Origin of the sequence: Pedobacter terrae, from assembly GCF_900100705.1 — a bacterium.
Classification (GTDB): Bacteria; Bacteroidota; Bacteroidia; order Sphingobacteriales; family Sphingobacteriaceae; genus Pedobacter; species Pedobacter terrae.
Window position 1 is genome coordinate 329,796 of sequence record NZ_FNCH01000003.1, and the last position, 19,727, is coordinate 349,522.

A 19,727-nucleotide genomic window follows, 5' to 3' on the forward strand; every position below is an offset into this window, starting at 1 on the left:
GTTATAAAATTAAGATTAAACCCAAAACAATTAAGCGGTAAAGTGCCCAGGTAATGCTCAACAACCAGCCTAACTTTAATAATTTACTTCTACGGATATGTTCCAAAAACATCAATCCCGCAACCATTAAAAAGTATAATAGGAAAAATAATGGCTGAAAGCTGAAGTATCCGGCCAGTATTATAACGGGCAAAAGCAAAAGCGAGCCTGCAAAAGAAATGGTCATCATATTCCCTAAGTAATCCCAAAGTTTTTCTTTTCTGTAAAAGCTAATGATCATGCCCTGAAAGAACAGCTGCCCGCCACAGATTAAATATTCGCGGTATTTACTGCCTAATGGAACAAAGTCTGTTAAAAGATGTGCGTAATCAGTTAAAATATAAGCGGTGATGGCCCAGGTTAAAAGCAGGTACGCAATACGATAGCATAGGTTAAGAGTAGGTTGTAAGGTGTTTTCTTTAACTGCTGCCGGAATAATCACCCTACGGTTGTAAGAAATAAATGCATAAATTTTCTGCATCAGATAAGCAAAAGGGCTAAACACCAATAAAGGGCTAAAAAAAGGCATGGCATGTGCAATAATTTTGAATAAACTTTGGATGCCGTAAGTAACCTCACCGGTTTCAGTATTGACGAGTGCGATTTCATCGGTTGCCCTTTGCCAGTCTACCAGTGGACAAGCACTTTTCGGTATTTCCTGATAAGCTTGTCTACCGTCTTGTGCCAACATGCCTGATTTTACAAAGGCTTTGGTATAGGTATGACACATTGGGCACTCATTATCAAATAAAATCACATGGTTGTTAAGTGTTTTCATTTTATTTAAATTTTAATACTTTCAGTAAATAATGAAAGTTTAAGTTAAAAAATAAAGCCGAACAATGGGTAAGGCTTTTTTTAGGTCTAGGGTTTAAGGCTTAGGGTAAATCTATCTTGATACTTGCTACTGTTATCTTGCTACTCTTGTCTCAAATCTCATGTCTCCCCTCTCAAATCTACTTAAACACTTTCAATATCGAGCCCCAAAACCAACTTTCTTCCGCTTTAAGCATCGTTTCTAAAGTTTTATCTACATTAACCGCAAGTTTGTTAATATCGCTTACTGATTTTTTAAAGGTTTTGTACTCCGGATCTTTTTCATCGCCCACTACTGTCGATAGCTCATTTAAAACTTTTAAAACAGGTTCTAACTCTCTTTTTTTGCGTTCTTTAGCTACCTGGCGTGCAATATTCCAAACATCTTTATCGGCAAAAAAGTATTCTTTACGCTCACCTGCTTTATGTTGTTTTTCAATTAAACCCCATCCAATTAAGTCGCGGAGCGTCATATTTGCATTTCCCCTGGAGATGCTGAGCTGTTCCATAATTTCTTCCGTAGTAAGTGCTTCAGGAGAAATTAACAATAACGCATGTACCTGAGCCATGGTACGGTTAATTCCCCATTCGGAACCTAATTTTCCCCAGGCTTCTATGAATTTTAATTTTGCTGCTGCTAATTCCATATACAAAAATAAAAACAATTATTAAACTTTCAAAAATTATTGAAAGTTTATTTTTCTGACTATTTGCTCCCGCGTTGAATCTCATCTAATATCATCTGCCAGTTGGTATCGTTATTATTTATTTTTTTTAACAGCTCAGCTTGTGTACCATCGAAATACACTGATAGCTTTAATACGGGCAAAGCCAAATCTGGTTTAAACATGGTGCCAGGCGCAAATCCGGGTTCATTGTTTTTCGCCCGGTCGCGGTCGAATTTAACGGTGGTATTTACATATTCTTCATGTTGTTTTTCGCCATTAATGTACGGAATCATCCATTCCATAGATTTTTTGATTGATGATCCTTTAGGTGATTCGTAAGTGTAGAAGTTAGGTCCCTTTGCCCTATCAATCATAATAGCCAGTTTTAACATGGGTTCCAGATCATAAACATGGTAGTGCATGGCATCACGCTCTTTAAAATCCAGGCTTGGTCCGTCGGGATATAAATTGATATTGATGTGGCTTTTTAAATTATCAATGGTCCATTTGATAAAATCCTGATGGTTTAAAGTGTAACCAATTTCACCTACTTCTTTTAAACGGTGCGCGTTCCAGTTGTTAATGGCGGTAGCTCTGCCAGCCTTCATTCGCTTGCTGTTAATCTCCGCCCATGCTGTTTCAGTTAGCCATTGTTCAACCTGTTTTTTGTCTGTACTTCGGATATCTTTTTTGATCAGGTCGTAAGCTTCAATGGCTTTATCCAGATTGGTATCGTCAATAGGATCACCATTTGGTTTATTGATTTTTGCCCATGCAACAAGAAATTCTGCACATTTGTTTAAATATTTCCGATCACTGGTAATCCGGTATTGTAAGGCCAGTGCAAACATTTTATTCATATCTGCCAGGGCTAATCTGGTTTTCTCTTTTTTAGGATTTCCTTTTAATAAACCTTCCGTTCTGATGGTATCAATCGGCTTGGGTGTTTCGTTTAGATAGTTTAATGCCGATTTTTCAAAGCCCTGATATAGTTTTTTGGTTTGCCCATCATTTTTGATCTGCGTTTTTAGCTTTTCGATTTCATCATTATTTAAACTTACAATTTGCGCAAACGAAGAAAAAGATATGGTAGCAAGCGCAAGTGTAACGACAAACTTTCTCATAATAAATAGGTTGAATTTTTATTATCTGTCACAAATTTAATTTTTTATTCAGCATGCATTTCATTTATTGCTTTTTTATACCGCCCAATTTTTTATTTTTGACATTCGTTTAAACTTAAACAAACCTTAATGAATAACTGGTTTAATAAAAATGGCATACACCTGGCCATTATTGCATTTTTTGTAGTCATTACTTTTGCCTACTTCAGTCCTGTTTTAGTAGGCAAAGCGCCCGCGCAAAGCGATGTGATCCAATCGCAAGCGATGCAAAAGGAAATTATGGACTTTAAAGAAAAAGATGGTAAGGCGCCACTTTGGACCAACCAGATGTTTGGCGGTATGCCGGCTTATCAAATCTGGGTTCCTTACGCCTATAACGGAGCTACTTATGGCATTGCGTTAATCACCAAAGCCCTTCCTAATCCAACAGGTACAGTTCTGTTATTGCTGTTAGGCGCTTATTTCCTGTTTATTGTATTAAAAGTTAATCCCTGGTTGGCTGCGGCAGGTGCAATTGCCTTTACGTTTACCATGTACAATTTTGTTTTAATTGCAAGCGGACATAGCAGTAAGGCATTGGCAATTGGTTTTTTTGCGCCAATAATAGCGAGTATATTGTTAACCCTGAGGGGCAGATATTGGTATGGGGCGAGTTTGACTGCATTATTTTTAGCCCTCGAAATCAGAACGAACCACGTTCAGATGACATATTATCTGATGTTGGCTATTTTTATATTCGTAATTGTAGAATTTTACCAGGCATTTAAAAATAAAACCATACCAAACCTGTTAAAATCATTCGCTTTTCTAGCTTTTTCGGTCGCTATTGCGATCATGATTAATGCAAGTTTGTTATGGTCTACAGCAGAGTATGCAAAAGAAACAAACCGTGGTAAATCTAATTTAACGGCTACAGAAACAGGGACTGCAGAAAAAGGTGCAGGCATGTCCAAAGAATATGCTTATCAGTGGAGCCAGGGCGTTGGTGAAAGTTTTACCTTTTTAATTCCTGATTTATATGGAGGTGCCTCTGGTATTGATAAACTGGTGAATCCTGAAGGCAATATGTATAAGGCTGTGGCCGAAATTACCGGAGGTGATCCCACTCAGACAACACAAGCTATTCAGCAGTTGGGTGGACAATTAAATATGCAACAGTATTGGGGAGAGAAACCATTTACACAAGGTGGTTATTACTTCGGTGCAATTATCTGCTTTTTATTTGTTTTTGGATTATTCGTAGTGCGTAGTCGGTTAAAATGGTGGATACTAGCAACAACAGTATTATTTATACTGCTTTCTTTCGGCCGCCACTTCCCGCTTATAAGCGATTTATTCTTTGATTATTTTCCACTATACAATAAGTTTAGAGCGGTTGAATCAATTTTGGCCGTAGTTGGTTTAATGGTTCCAATATTGGCCATTTTAGCCATTAAGGAAATCCAGGATGGAAATATCGAGCAAAAAATACTAATCAAAAAATTAACCTGGTCTGCCGCCATTACCGGTGGTTTTGCTTTAATTGTAGCCATTGTGCCTACACTGTTTTTCAGTTTTAAAGCATCAAACCATATGCAGATTGTGCAGGCCTTAACGCAGACTTTGCAGAATAATGCAGGTGTTGCGCAAAAGATAGCAAATGGATTGGTAGAAGATAGAATTGCAATAGGTCGTGCAGATGCGCTGCGTTCATTCTTTTTTGTGGTTATCGGTTTCGGAATAGTTTGGGCATTTATTACCAAAAAATTAAACACGCAACTGGCTTTAGGGTTATTAGCATTGGCTGTTTTGGTAGATATGTGGCAGGTAGACCGTAGATATTTGAATAACCAAAACTTTGAGTACAAAAAAACGGCTTCAGATTTCTTTAAGCCAAGAGACGTTGATAATTTTATTATGGCAGATAAAGACCCGGATTTTAGGGTGTATGATGCTTCCATAAATACTTTTAGTGATGCGAGCACCTCTAACTTTCATAAAACAGTTGGTGGTTATCATGCGGCTAAACTGAAACGTTTTGATGAGCTCATTCAGCACCAGTTTACTAAAAGTGTTAATCAAGACGTTCTTGACATGTTAAATACCAAGTACATCATTACACAGGATCAGCAAAACGGATCGTATAAAATGCAGCGTAATCCAACAGCAGCGGGTAATGCCTGGTTTGTACAAAGTGTACAGTTTGCTAAAAATGCTGATGAAGAGATGAAGGGAATCAGCAGTTTTGATGCGAAAAAAGAAGCTATTGTTGACGAAAGGTTCAAAAATCTGATTGATACTAAGCGATTAGGAACCGGTCAGGAAGGTTTTATTAAATTAACCAGTTATAATCCTGATCATTTAACTTACGAATACTCAACCGCTAAAGATGCAATTGCCGTGTTTTCGGAAATCTATTACGATAAGGGCTGGAAAATGTATGTTGATGAAGTAGAGAAGCCATACTTTAGAGCCGATTATGTTTTACGTGCGGCACAATTAGAGGCAGGTAACCATAAACTTGAGTTTATTTTCCATCCAACGTCATATTACACCGGAGAGAAAATCTCTTTAGCAGGATCGATCTTGTTACTGGCCGGATTAGGTTTTGGATTTTACTCAGAAGAAAAAAAGAAAAAGAAAGCGGTTAAAGCTTAACTGCATTATTGAAATATATTTAAACCCCGTGGGATTTGATCTTACGGGGTTTTTTGTTTTTAATCAAGAGCCGATGTTCGAAGTCGATCATCTGTTTCTATGTGTCATTCGTTTACTTTTTCCGTCATTTCGAGCGGAGCACAGCGTAGCCGAGAAATCTGCTGGATAGATCTCTCCACTTCGCGTTGCTTCGGTCGATGACGACCGTTCTATTGGAATCTGTCAATGGTAGCGTGGAAGGATCTTCAGGCAATAAGTATTAATTAACCGATTAACCATCCTAACTAGACCGTAAGCAATTGAACAACCTAACAATTGCCACAATGGGGTTAACCAAATAAACAATTAACCAATACCCAGTTTTTAATTAGCAGTTCGTAGTCACCAATCAACCAGTGGCAAATGAACTACTGAACCAATTAACCTCCGAACTAAAATTTAACAATGTCGTAACATTTGTTTGATATCCAGTGTCTTATCTTTGTAACGTAAATCAGATGATATGTTAGAATCATTCTTTGCCGTGTGTTTATTAATTGTTGTACTTTATTTCTTTAGCCCCTTTGAGGTAAAACTCGATGAGGAAGAAGAGTGGTAAAGCTGCTAATTTATCTCTGAACTGCTTTAACCGGGCGGTAACAAGATGCTTCCCCCCTAAATTTTCCTTTTATGGATAAAAGAAATGTGGATGTAGTCGTAATCTCCGACGTACATTTAGGTACCTATGGTTGCCATGCAAAAGAACTGCTAAAATATCTTAAGAGCATAAAACCTAAGATACTGATCTTAAACGGTGATATTATCGATATCTGGCAGTTCAGCAAAAGTTACTGGCCTGAAGCGCATATGAAAGTGATCCGTAAACTCATGAAATTCGTTTCAGAGGGTGTTCAGGTTCACTATCTCACAGGCAATCATGATGAGATGCTCCGCAAATTCGACGGTATGGAAATGGGAAGTTTTCATTTGCAGAATAAACTGATTTTAGAACTGGACGGAAAAAAGGCCTGGTTTTTTCACGGTGACGTTTTTGATGTAACCATGCAACATTCCAAGTGGCTGGCTAAATTGGGTGCGGTTGGTTATGATACGCTAATCCTGATTAATAGTTTCGTAAATTGGGTACTTACCGCATTTGGACGGGAAAAAATGAGCTTCTCTAAAAAAATCAAAGCCAGGTTTAAAGATGCCGTTAAGTTCATCAACAGTTTTGAACAAACTGCAGCAGAACTGGCTATTGAAAAGGGTTATGAATATGTTGTGTGTGGACATATTCACCAGGCCGAGCAACGCGAAATTGCCACAGAAGCGGGAAAAGTAACTTATCTGAACAGCGGCGATTGGGTAGAAAGTTTAACCGCCTTGGAATATCAGGATAAAACCTGGACCGTGTTTAAGTATGAACACCAGCATTTTACAAAAGACCAGTTAGATGAGGGAATGCTTTCTGATGCAGAAGATTTAAAAAGCAAACTCGATATAAATATTCTTTTGCAGAATATAAAATATGAAATTGCCCAATAATTTTAGATATTCGGGCATAAATGAAGATACTTTACGCAATACAGGGAACGGGTAACGGTCACATCAGCAGAGCGAGGGAAATTATTCCTTTGCTTCAAAAATATGGCGAACTTGACATTTTGGTGAGTGGTACACAGGCCGATGTGAAATTGAGTCAGCCCGTAAAATACCAATTACATGGTTTCAGTTTTATCTTTGGTAAAAAAGGTGGTGTAGACCATTATAAAACTTGGTTAAACATGAATCTTTTCCGTTTTAGGAAAGATATGAAACAACTGCCGCTTAAAGAATATAATTTAATTGTTAACGATTTTGAGCCGGTGAGTGCATGGGCCTGTAAATTGCAGGGCATAGAATGTGTGTCACTAAGTCACCAGGCTGCATTTAAATCAAAAAAAGTACCCCGGCCCAGAACTTTAGATTGGGGCAAGCTTATTTTAAGCCGTTATGCGCCTACCAAATATCATATTGGCTTTCATTTCGACCGTTATGATAGCTTTATCCATACGCCGGTAATCAGGGCAGAAATCCGAAACCTGAAAAGTGAAAATTTAGGACATTATACAGTTTATCTCCCAGCCATTGATGATAAACGCCTGGTAAAGCTCTTTAAACAATTACCAAATGTTACCTGGCAGGTGTTCTCCAAACACAGCAAAGTGGCCTATCAGGAAGAGAATGTTTTTGTAGAGCCTGTTAACAACGAAAAATTTAATAAAAGCCTGGCTACCTGCGAAGGTTTATTTACGGGTGGTGGTTTTGAAGGACCCGCCGAAGCACTTTATCTAAAGAAAAAGCTACTTGTTGCACCGATGCGTTTCCAGTTCGAACAGCAGTGTAATGCTTATGCCTTAAAACAGTTTGGTTTACCAGTAATTTGGGGAAGTACCCGTAACTGGTTGCCAATTATTAAAAACTGGGTAGAAAATCCTCAAAAACATGAATTCGATTTTCCGGATGAAACCGCCCAGATTATTGATGATATGGTGAAGAAATACGCCAGGGTTTAGTTTATAGTCTGTAGTCCAAAGTTAAGCACTGTCGATTTGTTGTTCTGAGGAATAATTTATTGTATAAATAAATAGGAATAACCGATGGTAAAGAAGCTGAATGGTCTCTAAGTGTCGTCATTTCGACCGCAGTGCCTGCCCGTACAGGCGGGGAGAAATCTTTTAAAATAGATTTCAATAACTCTGGTCCAAAGATCTCTCCATTTCGCTGCGCTACAGTCGAGATGACGACTGCACTTGTGGAGCTCGTCAATGGTAGCGTAGTCGAAGGATTTCCATGATGAATTTATGCATCAGTTAGCTGGCGGATTTGGAAATGAATGCCAGTAGCTCCTGGCTTGTGCAGCCCCGTTATTCGCTATAGCCCGATGAAGGATCGGGGCTGCCGCTACTCCCGGGTTTATTTAACTCACAGCAGCACTTTTGGGCATGGTTAGCGATAAACGTCTATTGGAGCTTTTTACTTTTACCTGTTCGCTTTGGCCTTCGCTTATTTAATCTGTGGCACCTACTTCGTAACCTAAACCTGACAGGAGCGGGCATCCCGATTTTTCCATCGGGATAAAGCGGATGGCAGGACTACCGGAACCGAAAAGAACAGAAACCTGCTTTTCAAAAAAAATAACACATTCGCGCTTCAGCATACACCTTTTTCACTTACCAAACTGTCTTCGACTCCGCTACCAGAATCCACTGGTGTGGTCGTCATTCTCGCGCATGCGGGAATCTTAAAACAAGCGCTTTAAGATTCCCAATCAAGTTGGGAATGACGATTCTCTCGAGGAATATTATCTGCCTAAATTTATATTTCACTCATATTGATTTTATACCATAAATTATTAATAAGACTAACAATTTTTTCAATATCTGAAATATACTTTTTGATCTTAGGCTTTAGTCTTTCCACTTTTATCTTTCTTCCCCTACTCTTAAATTATTTTCTTTACTTTGTCTACTCTTTAAAAAGGCATGATTAATCAGTTTAGAAAGCTAAATCCAATTAACCTCGTATTCTTGCTGGCGTACACGTTCTTTTTACGTATTGCCATTCTTCATGAAACGCATGATCAGCTGAACTTTGATTTTTTAGAACCCTTTGCCCGATTGCTGATCAACATAGACTTAGATCATGCTTTTACCCCCTATACCAATATTGTTATTGCAGCACTTTTGGTTTATATCCAGGCTTTAATTTTTAACCGGGTGGTAAACAACCATAATTTATTGGCTAAACCCAGTTTCCTGCCGGGATTAATGTTTATTACGGGAACCAGTTTGTTTATGCCTTTTATGATCTTAAGTCCGGCATTGTTATGTAACTTTTTGCTCATCTGGATCATCGATAAGTTTTTAAAACTGGGCAAAAGTGCGAATTCCATTACCACCATTTTTGATATCGGGATGATTATAGGCGTTGGAACATTAATCTACTTTCCGTTTATGGCCATGTTGATGATGATCTTTTTAGCGCTGTTGCTTTTTAGGTCGTTTAATTGGCGCGAATGGGTGGCAGGCTTAATTGGTTTTATTACGGTTTTCTTTTTTTTGGCTGTTTTCTATTACTGGAATGATAATTTAAGCTCATTTTATCAAATTTGGAGACCATTGAGTAACAAGTTTCCTTCAGTATTTAAAATCAATTATAATGATTATCTGGTGCTCATCCCGGTAACGGTCATTATCATATTGGCATCGCTGCAACTCCGCGAAAATTTCTTCAGGAGTTTTATCAGTACAAGGAAAAGTTTTCAGCTGTTGTTTTTCATGTTTATTATTTCTGCAGCTAGCTTTTACCTTAAACCCGATTTCAGGACCTGGCATTTTTTGCTTTGCGTGCCCCCCGGATCGGTACTTTTGGCTTACTATTTTAGCAATGCCAAAAAACGCTGGTTTTACGAAACATTGTTCGTTTTATTTGTGCTATCGATACAGTATTTTCTGTTTGTTTAACCTTTTTTAACAAAAAACTAGAACGAAACTTAACAAAGATTGATAGCTTTGTGGATGATTTTAGAATTAAAGCTTTTTGAGTTTTAATTAAGATGGATAAAAGATGAGGTCATTGGAATTTCTAAGAATATATTATTTGCAGCGGGAGATTAAATGCGCAGCTTAAGCATTGATATTGGAAATTCTGCGGTTAAGGTTGGTGTCTTTGCAAATAAAGAAATTGTTCACCATCAGCGTTTCAATAAGATTGGAATACTTGACCTGGCTCAATTGATCGAAAAGTTTTCGCCAGCAAAATCTATCATCAGCAGTGTTAACCAGGCAATAGGGCCATTAGAAGTATTTTTAAAAAAGCATACCGAGTATATCCGTTTTTCGACCTTGTTAACAAATGGGGTGCAAAACAGATATAAAACGCCGGTTACTTTGGGTTTAGATAGGTGGGCAGCAATTTTAGGCGCAAATGGTCTGCATCCGGCAAATGCAAGTTTGGTGGTTGATGCGGGTACCTGTATTACTTACGATGCGTTAAACAGTTCGAAAGAATATTTCGGAGGTAGTATAAGCCCGGGGATTAAAATGCGGTTTAGGGCGGTACACGAATTTACCGGCCGTTTACCTTTGGTAGAGTGGGATGCAAATGAAGATATAGTAGAAGGCATTGATACCCAATCGGCAATTAAAAATGGCGTTTTACAAGGAATAATAAACGAAATTGAAGGCTTTATTGCCCTAAATAATAAAAAAGAAAGTGCTCTGAAGGTAATTATAACGGGGGGAGATGCTAATTTTTTGTATAAACAATTACAAAACAGCATCTTTGCGCCTCAAATTATAAAAGATCCTTACTTAGTATTAAAAGGATTAAATGAAGCTATTGCAGATTAAAATGTACAAAAGAATAAATTATATTGCGGCCATAATCGTTCTAGTTTGTGGTTTAAGTGCTCAGGCACAGGTTACCACTTCATCACCATATTCAAGATATGGGCTTGGAAATATCAAAGGATCTTTATTGCCCCAGTTTAGGGCAATGGGCGGAATCTCTACTGCAGTGAGCAAAGTTACCGGTTTCAATAACATCAATATGCAGAACCCGGCATCATACGCTGGTATTACATTAACAACGATTGATATTGGCATGAGTGCAAGTGTAACCAACCTAACACGCAATAACTTAAGCGAATCGAGTTTTAATTCTACTTTTAGTCACCTGGCTTTTGCAGCACCGGTTACCAGAAGATCGGCATTGAGTTTTGGTATTTTGCCTTATTCTGATCTGGGTTATAATTACAGGAATACGGTAAAAGTTGATACGACAACATTGAATCAGCTTTATGAAGGTGAAGGTGGTTTATCAAAAGCTTATTTGGGCTATGGTTACCGTTTTGGCGATCATTTAAGAATTGGTGGTAACCTGGAATATATTTTCGGAAATCTTCAAACCAGCCGCGCTACAGAGTTTAATAGTGTAGGTTCTTATAATGCAAAACTTCAGACTAAAAATAGTGTTGCAGGCTTAAGTTATTCTTATGGTATCCAGTACGATTTTACATTAGGCAAGAAAACGATTGTGACCCTAGGTTACTCTGGAAGTACTTCCGGAAAAGTAAACTCCACACTATCTTCTTATGCTACACTGTATACAAGAGACCAGGATGGGAATGAAAGTACTGCAGCTGATACTTTAAATGCCGTAAATAACGGAAAATCTAATCTTACTTTACCCTTAACACATAATTTTGGGATCGCTATCCAACAGAATGATAAATGGTTAATCGGTGCCGATTTTAGAATGGGTAAATGGTCTAAAACGAGTATTAATGATGTAAACCAGGGTTTGCAGGATAGTTGGGGAGCTTCTTTGGGTGGCCAGTGGACCCCTGATGCATTTTCATATAACAGTTACATGAAACGTATAGATTACCGCATTGGCTTTAATTACGATAAAACTTATATTAAAATCGGTAATCAGGATATCAAACAAATGGGGGCATCTTTAGGTTTTGGTTTCCCGTTACCTACTGCTAATGGCGGTACTGCATTTTATAAAATCAACTTTACAACAGAGTTAGGACAAAGAGGAACATTAAACAATAACCTGGTTAAGGAACAGTATATCAATTTCCACTTAGGTTTTACCTTGAACGATACCTGGTTCCGTAAGTACCGTGTAGATTAATGAAATTGAAAGTATTTTTATATGGTCTGTTCCTGGTCATGCCTCTTTTTCTGGCTTCCTGTGGAGACGACGATCTAAAAAAAGCAAATTCCGTTTCAATAAATAAGGCTATCCTCTCCCGCGACCGTACGCTAGGTGTAGATATTATTTACAGCGATTCTGCAAGGATCAAAGCAAAAGGTGTTGCCCCGATACTCGATAAGGTTACACCCGCTAATGGAAGCGCTTATCAGGAGATGATTAAAGGAGTTAACATCGATTTTTATAATCCTAATGGCACCATTGATGGAAACCTGGTTTGCGACTATGCCATCAGGAGGGATAATGAACTTAAAACCGAATTCCGGAAAAATGTAGTGGTGAAGAGCAGTAAAGGTGATACTTTTTCTTCTGAGGAACTGATCTGGGATGAATCGAAGAAGATTTTCTATTCCCACCAACGTGTATATGTTAAGGGAATTGACGGAAGCGTGGGTGAAGGAATAAATTTCAAGGCACCACAAGATTTTAGTACATACGAAATGGATAGCGGAAATGGTGAATTGAATATGAAAGAAGGTGTAGCGCCTTAATTGATTTAAAATGTGAGATGTGAGATTTGAGATGTGAGATTTGAGATGGTTGAGGAAGTCGAAAACCATCAACATATCTATAAATTCAAAGCTAATTTTCCCTTTCCATCTTCCATTCTTAACTCTTCCTTCCTCCATTTTTACCTCTTCCATCCCCTTAATAATTAGGTGCTTGATAAATAAAATTTTGTGTTTTCTTTTTTAAGGCAAATTTGTATCTTGCGCCCTCTTAAAAAAGAACTAAATAAATTATAAAATACAATATGGGATTAATGACATTTTTGCGCAACCGTGCAGGCTATATTCTGGTCTTTGCAATCGGTTTTGCAATTGTTGCATTTTTAGTAGGTGATGCAATTAACGTGGGTAAACCTTTTTGGTCGGCAAATCAAAAAGTGGTAGGATCTATAGATGGTAACGATATCAATATCGATGAGTTCGGACCAAAGGTTGATCAGGGTGTGAACCAGATGAAACAACAATATGGTGGTAGTGCCAATGCACAGATGACTGCTATGGCTGTAGATCAGGCATGGAATGCTGAGTTGGCAAAAGTTTTGTTAACTAAAGAATATGATCGTTTGGGTTTAACCATATCAGAAGACGAACTGTTGGATTTATTACAGGGTCAGAATCCTAGCCCATTAATCAAACAATATTTTTCTAATCCACAAACCGGACAGTTAGACCGTGCTACCCTGATGAACTTTTTAAAATCGAAAGAACCTCAGGCATTGCAACAATCTAACATGTTACAGGAGGAGATTAAAAACCAGGCATTACAAACCAAATATTCTAACTTAATCCGTAACTCGGTTTATGTAACTTCATTAGAAGCTACTGATGAGTATAACAACCGTAACAAACTGGCTAACTTTAAATATGTAAGTTTAGATTATGCTTCAGTTCCTGATAAGTCAGTTAAATTAACTGATGCTGATTATTCAGAATATTACGATCAGAACAAAGCGCGTTTCAACAATCCGCAAGAAACCCGTGCTTTTGAGTATGTTACTTTCAGTATCAGCCCTAATAAAGCAGATTCATTGGCAATCAAAGCTCAGGTAGATAAAATTGCTGCTGATTTCCAGGTAGCTAAAAATGATTCACTTTTCGCAGCGATCAATTCAGACGTAAAAGTTCCTTTTACTTATATTACAAAAGGTAAATTGGACCCAGCTGTTGATTCGGCAGTGTTTTCTTTACCTGCAGGTAGTTTTTATGGCCCGAAATTAAGCGGTAACTCGTACAAAATTGTAAAAGTGGTGGCTACCCGTATTTCTCCGGATTCGGTAAAAGCAAGTCATATCTTAATCGATCCGGCTAAAGTTGGTGGCGAAGATAAAGCAGTTAAATTAGCTGATTCATTAAAAGGCTTAATTTTAAAAGGTGGCAATTTTGCCGAACTGGCTAAAAACTATAGTGTAGATGGTTCTAAAGATAAAGGTGGCGAGTTGGGTACTTTCGCACGTGGTGCAATGGTTCCTGAATTCGAAAATGCTGCTTTTGATGGTAAAACCGGAGATATTAAAGTGGTAAAATCTCAGTTTGGTTACCATGTAATTAAAATCGAAAAACAGATCGGTTCTTCTAAAGTAGCTAAACTTGCTTATGTAGAAAAAGCATTGGCAGCAAGTAGCAAAACTCAGGCAGCTGCTTATAAAGCGGCGAGCAGTTTCTTAACCGATGCAAAAGGTAACGATTTCAATAAATTTGCAGCGCAAAAAGGATTAAAAGTAGCAGTTGCTGATAAGGTGGCCGCAACACAGGGATTTGCAGCAGGTTTAGATAACCCACGTAAACTGATCCAGGATGCTTACGCAGCAGATAAAGGTGATGTTTTACCTGAAATTTATACCATGAGCAATGCTTACGTGGTAGCACGCTTAACCAACATTAGCCCGAAAGGTATTTTATCATTGGCTGATGTAAAGAAAGAAATAGAACCGATGGTACTCAACGCGGTTAAAGCAAAACAATTGAAAGAGAAATTAGCCAATGCAGGTAAAGGAAGTATTGATCAGGTTGCGGCTAAAGTGGCCCGTCCGGTTAATCCAGTTCAGAACGTCGTATTTGCTAATCCTGTAATTCCAGGTGTTGCACAAGAAAATGCATTGGTAGGTAGTGTATTTGGTTCACAGCCGGGCAAATTGTCTGCTCCGGTTCAGGGCGAGCGTGGTGTATATGTATTTACTGTTGATGGATTTACAAACCCCGCACCAATTGCAAATATGTTTAAACAGAAAGAAAGCATGTTATTGAGTTTAGGTCAGCGTTCATTAGGATCAGCTTTCCAGGCTTTGCAAGATAATGCCAAGATAAAAGACAATCGTGTGAAATTCTATTAATCAGAAAATACGTAATTTTGTAACCGTTCCGACGTTCAGTCGGGACGGTTTTTTTATTTAAGGTCATGGACATTCAGGAAAACATCGTAAATAAAGTTGCCAATAGTGGTTTGGTTACCTTAAACCTTGAAGATTTTTATCATAAAGGCGAAAGGGTTGTATATGATATTGTAGATAATCTCTTTCATGGTTTAATGCTGAGGGAAAAAGATTTTCGGGCATTTATAAAGGATCACGACTGGGCACAGTATCAGGGTAAGAATGTGGCCATTACCTGTTCTGCAGATGCCATTGTACCTACCTGGGCATATATGCTTTTGGCCAATAAGTTAAAGCCTTATGCTAATGAAGTCGTATTTGGCGATCTGAATACATTAGAAGCGGTCTTATTTACCAAGGCATTGGCTAAAATTAATCCCCAGGATTATGCGAACGAGCGGGTGGTGGTAAAAGGTTGCGGCGATATTGAGGTGCCTGTTGCTGCCTATGTAGAAGTTACCAATTTGCTTACCCCGGTCGTTAAGAGCATTATGTTTGGCGAGCCTTGCTCTACCGTACCTGTTTATAAAAGAAAAGATTAAATTTTTAAGCTTACTTGCCCTAAGTGATCGTCAACTTTTAACTTATATCGGAAGTACGGTTCAAAGGGAATATTATTAATCAATCTGTGGTTCGTAGTAAGCATGAATATAAGAAAGATTAAATTTTGGTTGGCTTTTTGTATATCTTCATAAAGGGAAAATTTAACTACATTTTTAAAAATGGTTTTTTCCTCATAACACACAAATGAGTACAAAAGCAATGAAAAAATTATTGATAACGGTTACGGCTGGTCTATGTAGTCTCTTTACGATGGCTCAGCAGCTTCCCCTAAAGAAAGAAGCTGTATTTCAGGAAGGTGAAGTTCTACAGTATAAATTAAGGTATGGATTTATCACTGCGGCAGAAGCCACGATAAAAGTGACCAATTCTGATTTAAAGTTTGATAATAAACCTACGTATAAACTTACGGTTGACGCGCAAACTTCAGGTACTTTTGATATTTTTTATAAAATAAGGGATCATTACGATTCTTATATTGATAAAACTGATCTTTTACCTTATTTCTATCAGGAGAATATCCGTGAGGCCAGTTATAAACGGCAGGATAAGGCACGTTTTAATCAGGATGGGAAGAAAGTCGTTTCGAATAGAGGTACCTTTAGCACACCAACCAATCAAACTTTTGATCTGGTTTCGGCTTATTATTTTGCCCGGAGCCTGGATATGAGTAAAATTAAAGTTGGCGATAAGTTTAAGCTGAACTATTTCCTGGGTGATGAAATTTCAGCGCTTGAGGTAGAATATGTAGGTAAAGAAACGGTTAAGAACAAATTGGGCAATATCCGCTGTCTGAAATTTAGCCCATCGATTAAACCTGGCCGGATCTTTAAAAAAGATAGCCGTTTATACCTTTGGGTAACTGACGATGGTAACCGGGTGCCGGTTAAGGCGCAGGTTGAAATATTGGTTGGTGCGGTTACCATGGAATTAAAGTCGGCCAGTGGGCTGAAATATGCTTTAGCAAAAGAATAATGATGATAGAAGTAGAACAGGTGCTGGTGCACGAAGATGTATTAAAGGAAAACTTTGTTTGTAATTTAAGCAAATGTAAAGGAATCTGCTGTGTAGAAGGCGATTCTGGCGCACCTTTGGATCATGATGAAAAAGCCGTTCTGGAAGAGATTTATCCGAAAATAAAACACTTGTTAAACGAAAAAGGTATTAAAGCTATTGAGGAGCAAGGCGTTTATGTAGTGGATGAAGATGGCGATTTAACCACCCCTTGTGTCGATAAAAATAAAGAATGCGCTTATGTGTTGTTCGAAGGCGGTATTACCAAATGCGCCATTGAAAAAGCATACGAGCAGGGGATTGTAGATTGGCAGAAGCCGATTTCCTGCCACCTTTACCCTATCCGGATCACCAAATACCCTGAATTTGAAGTGCTCAATTATGACCGTTGGCATATCTGCCATGATGCCTGTACTTTTGGCCGTGAACTTAAAGTTCCGGTATATAGCTTCTTAAAAGGACCACTGATCCGTAAATATGGTGAGGACTGGTACAAAGAATTAGAAAGTTCGGTGGCGGCCATGTAATTTATATTGCAAAGCCTGTGTTTGCTTTATCTATCCTTTAGGTGCGCTTATCTATTTCATGTGTAATGTCATCTATATATTTTAAATCGCAGGCTAAAAAATAGGCCGAATACTACTATATGATTCTTTCAGTTTTGTATTTATGTCTGAATTAAGTTGTTTTTTGCCTAAATCTAACTTATTTTAGCCGACTGAAATTCATTTTATAACTGTGAAAAAAATCTTAATCACTGGTGGTGCGGGCTTTATTGGTTCTCACGTAGTTCGCCGTTTTGTTAATCACTATCCTCAATATGAGATTGTCAATTTAGATAAACTGACCTACGCAGGTAATCTAGCCAACTTAACCGATATCGAAAATAAGCCAAATTACAGATTTGTAAAGGAAGATATTACAGATGCTACAGCAATGTTTGAGCTGTTCAAAGCAGAAAATTTCGATGCTGTGATTCACCTTGCAGCAGAAAGCCACGTAGATCGTTCCATTTCAGATCCTACTGCTTTTGTAATCACCAATGTAATCGGTACCGTAAATTTATTAAATGCGGCCCGCGAATATTGGAAAGGTGATTATGATAAAAAACGTTTTTATCACGTGAGTACCGATGAAGTTTATGGTGCATTAGGAGAAAAAGGCATGTTCACTGAAACTACTGCTTACGATCCGCATAGTCCATATTCAGCATCAAAAGCGAGTTCAGATCATTTTGTGCGTGCGTATCACGATACCTATGGAATGGATTGTGTTATTTCTAATTGCTCAAACAATTATGGTTCGCATCATTTCCCTGAGAAACTGATTCCTTTAGCCATTAATAATATCAAAAATAACAAACCTGTACCCGTATATGGTAAAGGGGAAAATGTACGCGACTGGTTATGGGTAGAAGACCATGCCAGAGCAATTGATGTCATTTTTCATCACTCAAAAACAGGCGACACCTATAATATTGGCGGCCATAATGAGTGGAAAAATATCGATCTGATCAATTTGCTTTGTACCATCATGGATCAAAAACTGGGTCGCGAAGCAGGTGAATCAGCCAAATTGATTACCTATGTAACCGACCGCGCTGGTCATGATTTGCGTTATGCCATCGATTCGAGCAAACTGCAAAATCAATTAGATTGGGTGCCAAGTTTACAATTTGAAGAAGGTTTAGCTAAAACCGTCGACTGGTATTTACAAAACGAAGACTGGTTAAATAACGTTACCTCAGGCAATTACCAATCTTATTACGAGCAGCAGTACAGTTCTAAATAATGGAAATTACAGAAACTGGTATAAAAGACTGTCTGATTTTAAAACCAAGGGTTTTTGATGATGCACGTGGTTACTTTTTCGAAAGCTTTAATCAGCAAACTTTCGAAGATAAAACTGGCCTGTCCGGCGCCTTCGTACAGGATAACCAATCCTATTCCTCCTATGGCGTAATCCGTGGTTTACATGCGCAAACCGGTGCTTTTGCACAGGCGAAACTGGTGCGTGTAACCAAGGGAGAAGTGCTGGATGTAGCGGTAGATGTGCGTCCGGGTTCTCCAACTTACGGCCAGCATGTGGCGGTACGTTTAAGTGCCGAAAATAAATTGCAATTGTACATTCCCCGTGGATTTGTACACGGCTTTTCGGTGTTAAGCGAAACGGTAGAGTTTCTTTACAAATGCGACAATTTTTATAATAAGGCCTCAGAAACCGGTGTCATCTATAATGATACTGATCTGAATATCGACTGGCTTATTCCAGCCGGTATGGAGTCGATTTCTGAAAAAGACATGCTTTTAAAACCATTTGCTGAATTACAACATGGATAAAATATTAGTAATTGGTGCTGGCGGACAATTAGGTCAGTGTTTAAAGGTCGTGGCAGAACGCAGAGGAATTACTGAAATCGTTTTTCCGGCAGAACAGGACGCCAATATTTTAAATGCAGCAGGGTTAAAGGATCTTTTGTCGAAAGAACAGCCTGTTTACGTCATCAACTGTGCCGCTTATACGGCTGTTGATAAAGCCGAAGACGAGGTCGATCTGGCTAAGGCCATTAATGAAACCGGCGCAGCTCATCTGGCTGCTGCCTGTTTGGCAAGTAATAGTACTTTGGTTCATGTTTCTACCGATTTTGTTTTCAAAGGAAATGAAGTTAAATTGCTAAAGGAAGATGATCAGGCTGAACCGATCAATGTTTATGGCTTAACGAAACTTGATGGAGAAAAGGCTGTTGCTTCAACACTTCCTGCCCATTTCATTATCCGCACCAGCTGGTTATATTCCGAATATGCCAACAACTTTGTAAAAACCATGTTAAAGCTTGGTGCTGAACGCGATGAATTGAATATCATAGCCGATCAGGTAGGTACACCGACTTATGCTATAGATTTAGCAAACGCAATTTTTGATATCATCGCATCCTCTTCAAATGCTTATGGTATATACCATTACAGTAATGAAGGTGTAACCTCTTGGTTCGATTTTGCTACCGCGATTTTCAATATCAGTGAAACTGCAGTTAAAGTAAATCCTATTCCAGGTTCCGCTTATCCAACTAAAGCTACCCGTCCGGCATTTTCTGTGATGGATAAATCTAAAATAAAAACTACATTTAATATAGATATCCCTTATTGGAGGGACAGCTTAGTGGAATGTATAAAACAAATTAATAAATAGAAGTGATACGGATTTGAGATAGCGCCATTCATCTCAAATCTACTGTCTCAAATC

18 protein-coding genes are annotated in these 19,727 nt (G+C 38.3%); 14 read left to right on the forward strand and 4 right to left on the reverse strand.

The features are described 5' to 3' along the window. Position 1: 1 nt before the first annotated feature. From BLR60_RS06285 to BLR60_RS06295, 3 genes are all read right to left on the reverse strand, one after another. On the reverse strand, positions 2–817 hold the full coding sequence (locus tag BLR60_RS06285; RefSeq protein ID WP_090497915.1) for a thiol-disulfide oxidoreductase DCC family protein: 816 nt from the start codon (positions 815–817) through the stop codon (positions 2–4). A gap of 178 nt (positions 818–995) precedes the next feature. Next, on the reverse strand, positions 996–1,502 hold the full coding sequence (locus BLR60_RS06290; RefSeq protein ID WP_090497917.1) for a GbsR/MarR family transcriptional regulator: 507 nt from the start codon (positions 1,500–1,502) through the stop codon (positions 996–998). A gap of 59 nt (positions 1,503–1,561) precedes the next feature. After that, positions 1,562–2,647 (reverse strand): alginate lyase family protein, encoded by a 1,086-nt coding sequence (locus BLR60_RS06295; RefSeq protein ID WP_090497919.1) that lies wholly within the window; start codon positions 2,645–2,647, stop codon positions 1,562–1,564. A gap of 129 nt (positions 2,648–2,776) precedes the next feature. Between BLR60_RS06295 and BLR60_RS06300 the strand changes: the two genes are divergently transcribed. The 3 genes from BLR60_RS06300 (at position 2,777) to BLR60_RS06310 (ending at position 7,818) form a co-directional block, all read left to right on the forward strand. Beyond that, entirely contained in the window at positions 2,777–5,284 is a 2,508-nt protein-coding gene (locus BLR60_RS06300; RefSeq protein ID WP_090497920.1) for a YfhO family protein, read from the forward strand. 669 nt (positions 5,285–5,953) lie between these two features. Beyond that, the gene (locus BLR60_RS06305; protein ID WP_090497921.1) at positions 5,954–6,808 is read left to right on the forward strand and encodes a UDP-2,3-diacylglucosamine diphosphatase; all 855 of its coding nucleotides are present in this window, start codon (positions 5,954–5,956) and stop codon (positions 6,806–6,808) included. Positions 6,809–6,828: 20 nt separating this feature from the next. Then, entirely contained in the window at positions 6,829–7,818 is a 990-nt protein-coding gene (locus BLR60_RS06310) for a glycosyltransferase family protein (protein ID WP_090497924.1), read from the forward strand. A 494-nt stretch (positions 7,819–8,312) separates the two neighbouring features. On the opposite strand, the gene BLR60_RS24800 is transcribed toward BLR60_RS06310, so the two are convergent. Next, the gene (locus tag BLR60_RS24800; protein WP_167354696.1) at positions 8,313–8,462 is read right to left on the reverse strand and encodes a hypothetical protein; all 150 of its coding nucleotides are present in this window, start codon (positions 8,460–8,462) and stop codon (positions 8,313–8,315) included. Between the two features lie 325 nt (positions 8,463–8,787). Here BLR60_RS24800 and BLR60_RS06315 point away from each other — a divergent pair, with 325 nt between their 5' ends. From BLR60_RS06315 to rfbD, 11 genes are all read left to right on the forward strand, one after another. Continuing rightward, complete coding sequence (locus tag BLR60_RS06315; protein ID WP_090497926.1) at positions 8,788–9,768, forward strand: DUF6427 family protein; 981 nt, start codon at positions 8,788–8,790, stop codon at positions 9,766–9,768. 153 nt (positions 9,769–9,921) lie between these two features. Then, entirely contained in the window at positions 9,922–10,656 is a 735-nt protein-coding gene (locus BLR60_RS06320) for a type III pantothenate kinase (RefSeq protein WP_090497928.1), read from the forward strand. Position 10,657: 1 nt separating this feature from the next. Beyond that, positions 10,658–11,950, forward strand: a complete 1,293-nt coding sequence (locus tag BLR60_RS06325; RefSeq protein ID WP_244155601.1) for a BamG family beta-barrel-assembly machinery protein — start codon at positions 10,658–10,660, stop codon at positions 11,948–11,950. Beyond that, entirely contained in the window at positions 11,950–12,522 is a 573-nt protein-coding gene (locus BLR60_RS06330; protein WP_090497932.1) for a hypothetical protein, read from the forward strand. The genes BLR60_RS06325 and BLR60_RS06330 overlap by 1 nt, the downstream gene beginning before the upstream one ends. A gap of 263 nt (positions 12,523–12,785) precedes the next feature. Beyond that, positions 12,786–14,870 carry a peptidylprolyl isomerase gene (locus BLR60_RS06335; RefSeq protein WP_090497934.1) on the forward strand — a complete coding sequence of 695 codons (2,085 nt, stop codon included), beginning with the start codon at positions 12,786–12,788 and terminating at the stop codon, positions 14,868–14,870. 65 nt (positions 14,871–14,935) lie between these two features. Next, complete coding sequence (locus BLR60_RS06340) at positions 14,936–15,451, forward strand: DUF2480 family protein (protein ID WP_090497936.1); 516 nt, start codon at positions 14,936–14,938, stop codon at positions 15,449–15,451. A gap of 220 nt (positions 15,452–15,671) precedes the next feature. Beyond that, complete coding sequence (locus BLR60_RS06350) at positions 15,672–16,445, forward strand: DUF3108 domain-containing protein (RefSeq protein ID WP_090498023.1); 774 nt, start codon at positions 15,672–15,674, stop codon at positions 16,443–16,445. 2 nt (positions 16,446–16,447) lie between these two features. Then, positions 16,448–17,011, forward strand: coding sequence for a DUF3109 family protein (locus BLR60_RS06355; protein WP_090498026.1), 564 nt, complete (start codon positions 16,448–16,450; stop codon positions 17,009–17,011). Between the two features lie 211 nt (positions 17,012–17,222). Beyond that, positions 17,223–18,275: a dTDP-glucose 4,6-dehydratase gene (gene rfbB / locus BLR60_RS06360; protein WP_090497940.1), complete on the forward strand. Its 1,053-nt coding sequence runs from the start codon at positions 17,223–17,225 to the stop codon at positions 18,273–18,275. Then, positions 18,275–18,823 (forward strand): dTDP-4-dehydrorhamnose 3,5-epimerase, encoded by a 549-nt coding sequence (gene rfbC / locus BLR60_RS06365; protein ID WP_090497942.1) that lies wholly within the window; start codon positions 18,275–18,277, stop codon positions 18,821–18,823. The genes rfbB and rfbC overlap by 1 nt, the downstream gene beginning before the upstream one ends. Further along, positions 18,816–19,673, forward strand: a complete 858-nt coding sequence (gene rfbD / locus BLR60_RS06370) for a dTDP-4-dehydrorhamnose reductase (RefSeq protein WP_090497944.1) — start codon at positions 18,816–18,818, stop codon at positions 19,671–19,673. The genes rfbC and rfbD overlap by 8 nt, the downstream gene beginning before the upstream one ends. The last annotated feature ends 54 nt before the right edge of the window (positions 19,674–19,727 follow it).

Coding starts and splice junctions, on each gene's coding strand:
- BLR60_RS06285 (WP_090497915.1), bottom strand. CDS start 817: ATGAAAACACTTAACAACCATGTGATTTTATTTGATAATGAGTGCCCA.
- BLR60_RS06300 (WP_090497920.1), top strand. CDS start 2,777: ATGAATAACTGGTTTAATAAAAATGGCATACACCTGGCCATTATTGCA.
- BLR60_RS06355 (WP_090498026.1), top strand. CDS start 16,448: ATGATAGAAGTAGAACAGGTGCTGGTGCACGAAGATGTATTAAAGGAA.
- BLR60_RS06330 (WP_090497932.1), top strand. CDS start 11,950: ATGAAATTGAAAGTATTTTTATATGGTCTGTTCCTGGTCATGCCTCTT.
- rfbD (WP_090497944.1), top strand. CDS start 18,816: ATGGATAAAATATTAGTAATTGGTGCTGGCGGACAATTAGGTCAGTGT.
- rfbC (WP_090497942.1), top strand. CDS start 18,275: ATGGAAATTACAGAAACTGGTATAAAAGACTGTCTGATTTTAAAACCA.
- BLR60_RS06320 (WP_090497928.1), top strand. CDS start 9,922: ATGCGCAGCTTAAGCATTGATATTGGAAATTCTGCGGTTAAGGTTGGT.
- BLR60_RS06340 (WP_090497936.1), top strand. CDS start 14,936: ATGGACATTCAGGAAAACATCGTAAATAAAGTTGCCAATAGTGGTTTG.
- BLR60_RS06310 (WP_090497924.1), top strand. CDS start 6,829: ATGAAGATACTTTACGCAATACAGGGAACGGGTAACGGTCACATCAGC.
- BLR60_RS06305 (WP_090497921.1), top strand. CDS start 5,954: ATGGATAAAAGAAATGTGGATGTAGTCGTAATCTCCGACGTACATTTA.
- BLR60_RS24800 (WP_167354696.1), bottom strand. CDS start 8,462: ATGCTGAAGCGCGAATGTGTTATTTTTTTTGAAAAGCAGGTTTCTGTT.
- BLR60_RS06350 (WP_090498023.1), top strand. CDS start 15,672: ATGAAAAAATTATTGATAACGGTTACGGCTGGTCTATGTAGTCTCTTT.
- BLR60_RS06290 (WP_090497917.1), bottom strand. CDS start 1,502: ATGGAATTAGCAGCAGCAAAATTAAAATTCATAGAAGCCTGGGGAAAA.
- BLR60_RS06335 (WP_090497934.1), top strand. CDS start 12,786: ATGGGATTAATGACATTTTTGCGCAACCGTGCAGGCTATATTCTGGTC.
- BLR60_RS06315 (WP_090497926.1), top strand. CDS start 8,788: ATGATTAATCAGTTTAGAAAGCTAAATCCAATTAACCTCGTATTCTTG.
- BLR60_RS06295 (WP_090497919.1), bottom strand. CDS start 2,647: ATGAGAAAGTTTGTCGTTACACTTGCGCTTGCTACCATATCTTTTTCT.
- BLR60_RS06325 (WP_244155601.1), top strand. CDS start 10,658: ATGTACAAAAGAATAAATTATATTGCGGCCATAATCGTTCTAGTTTGT.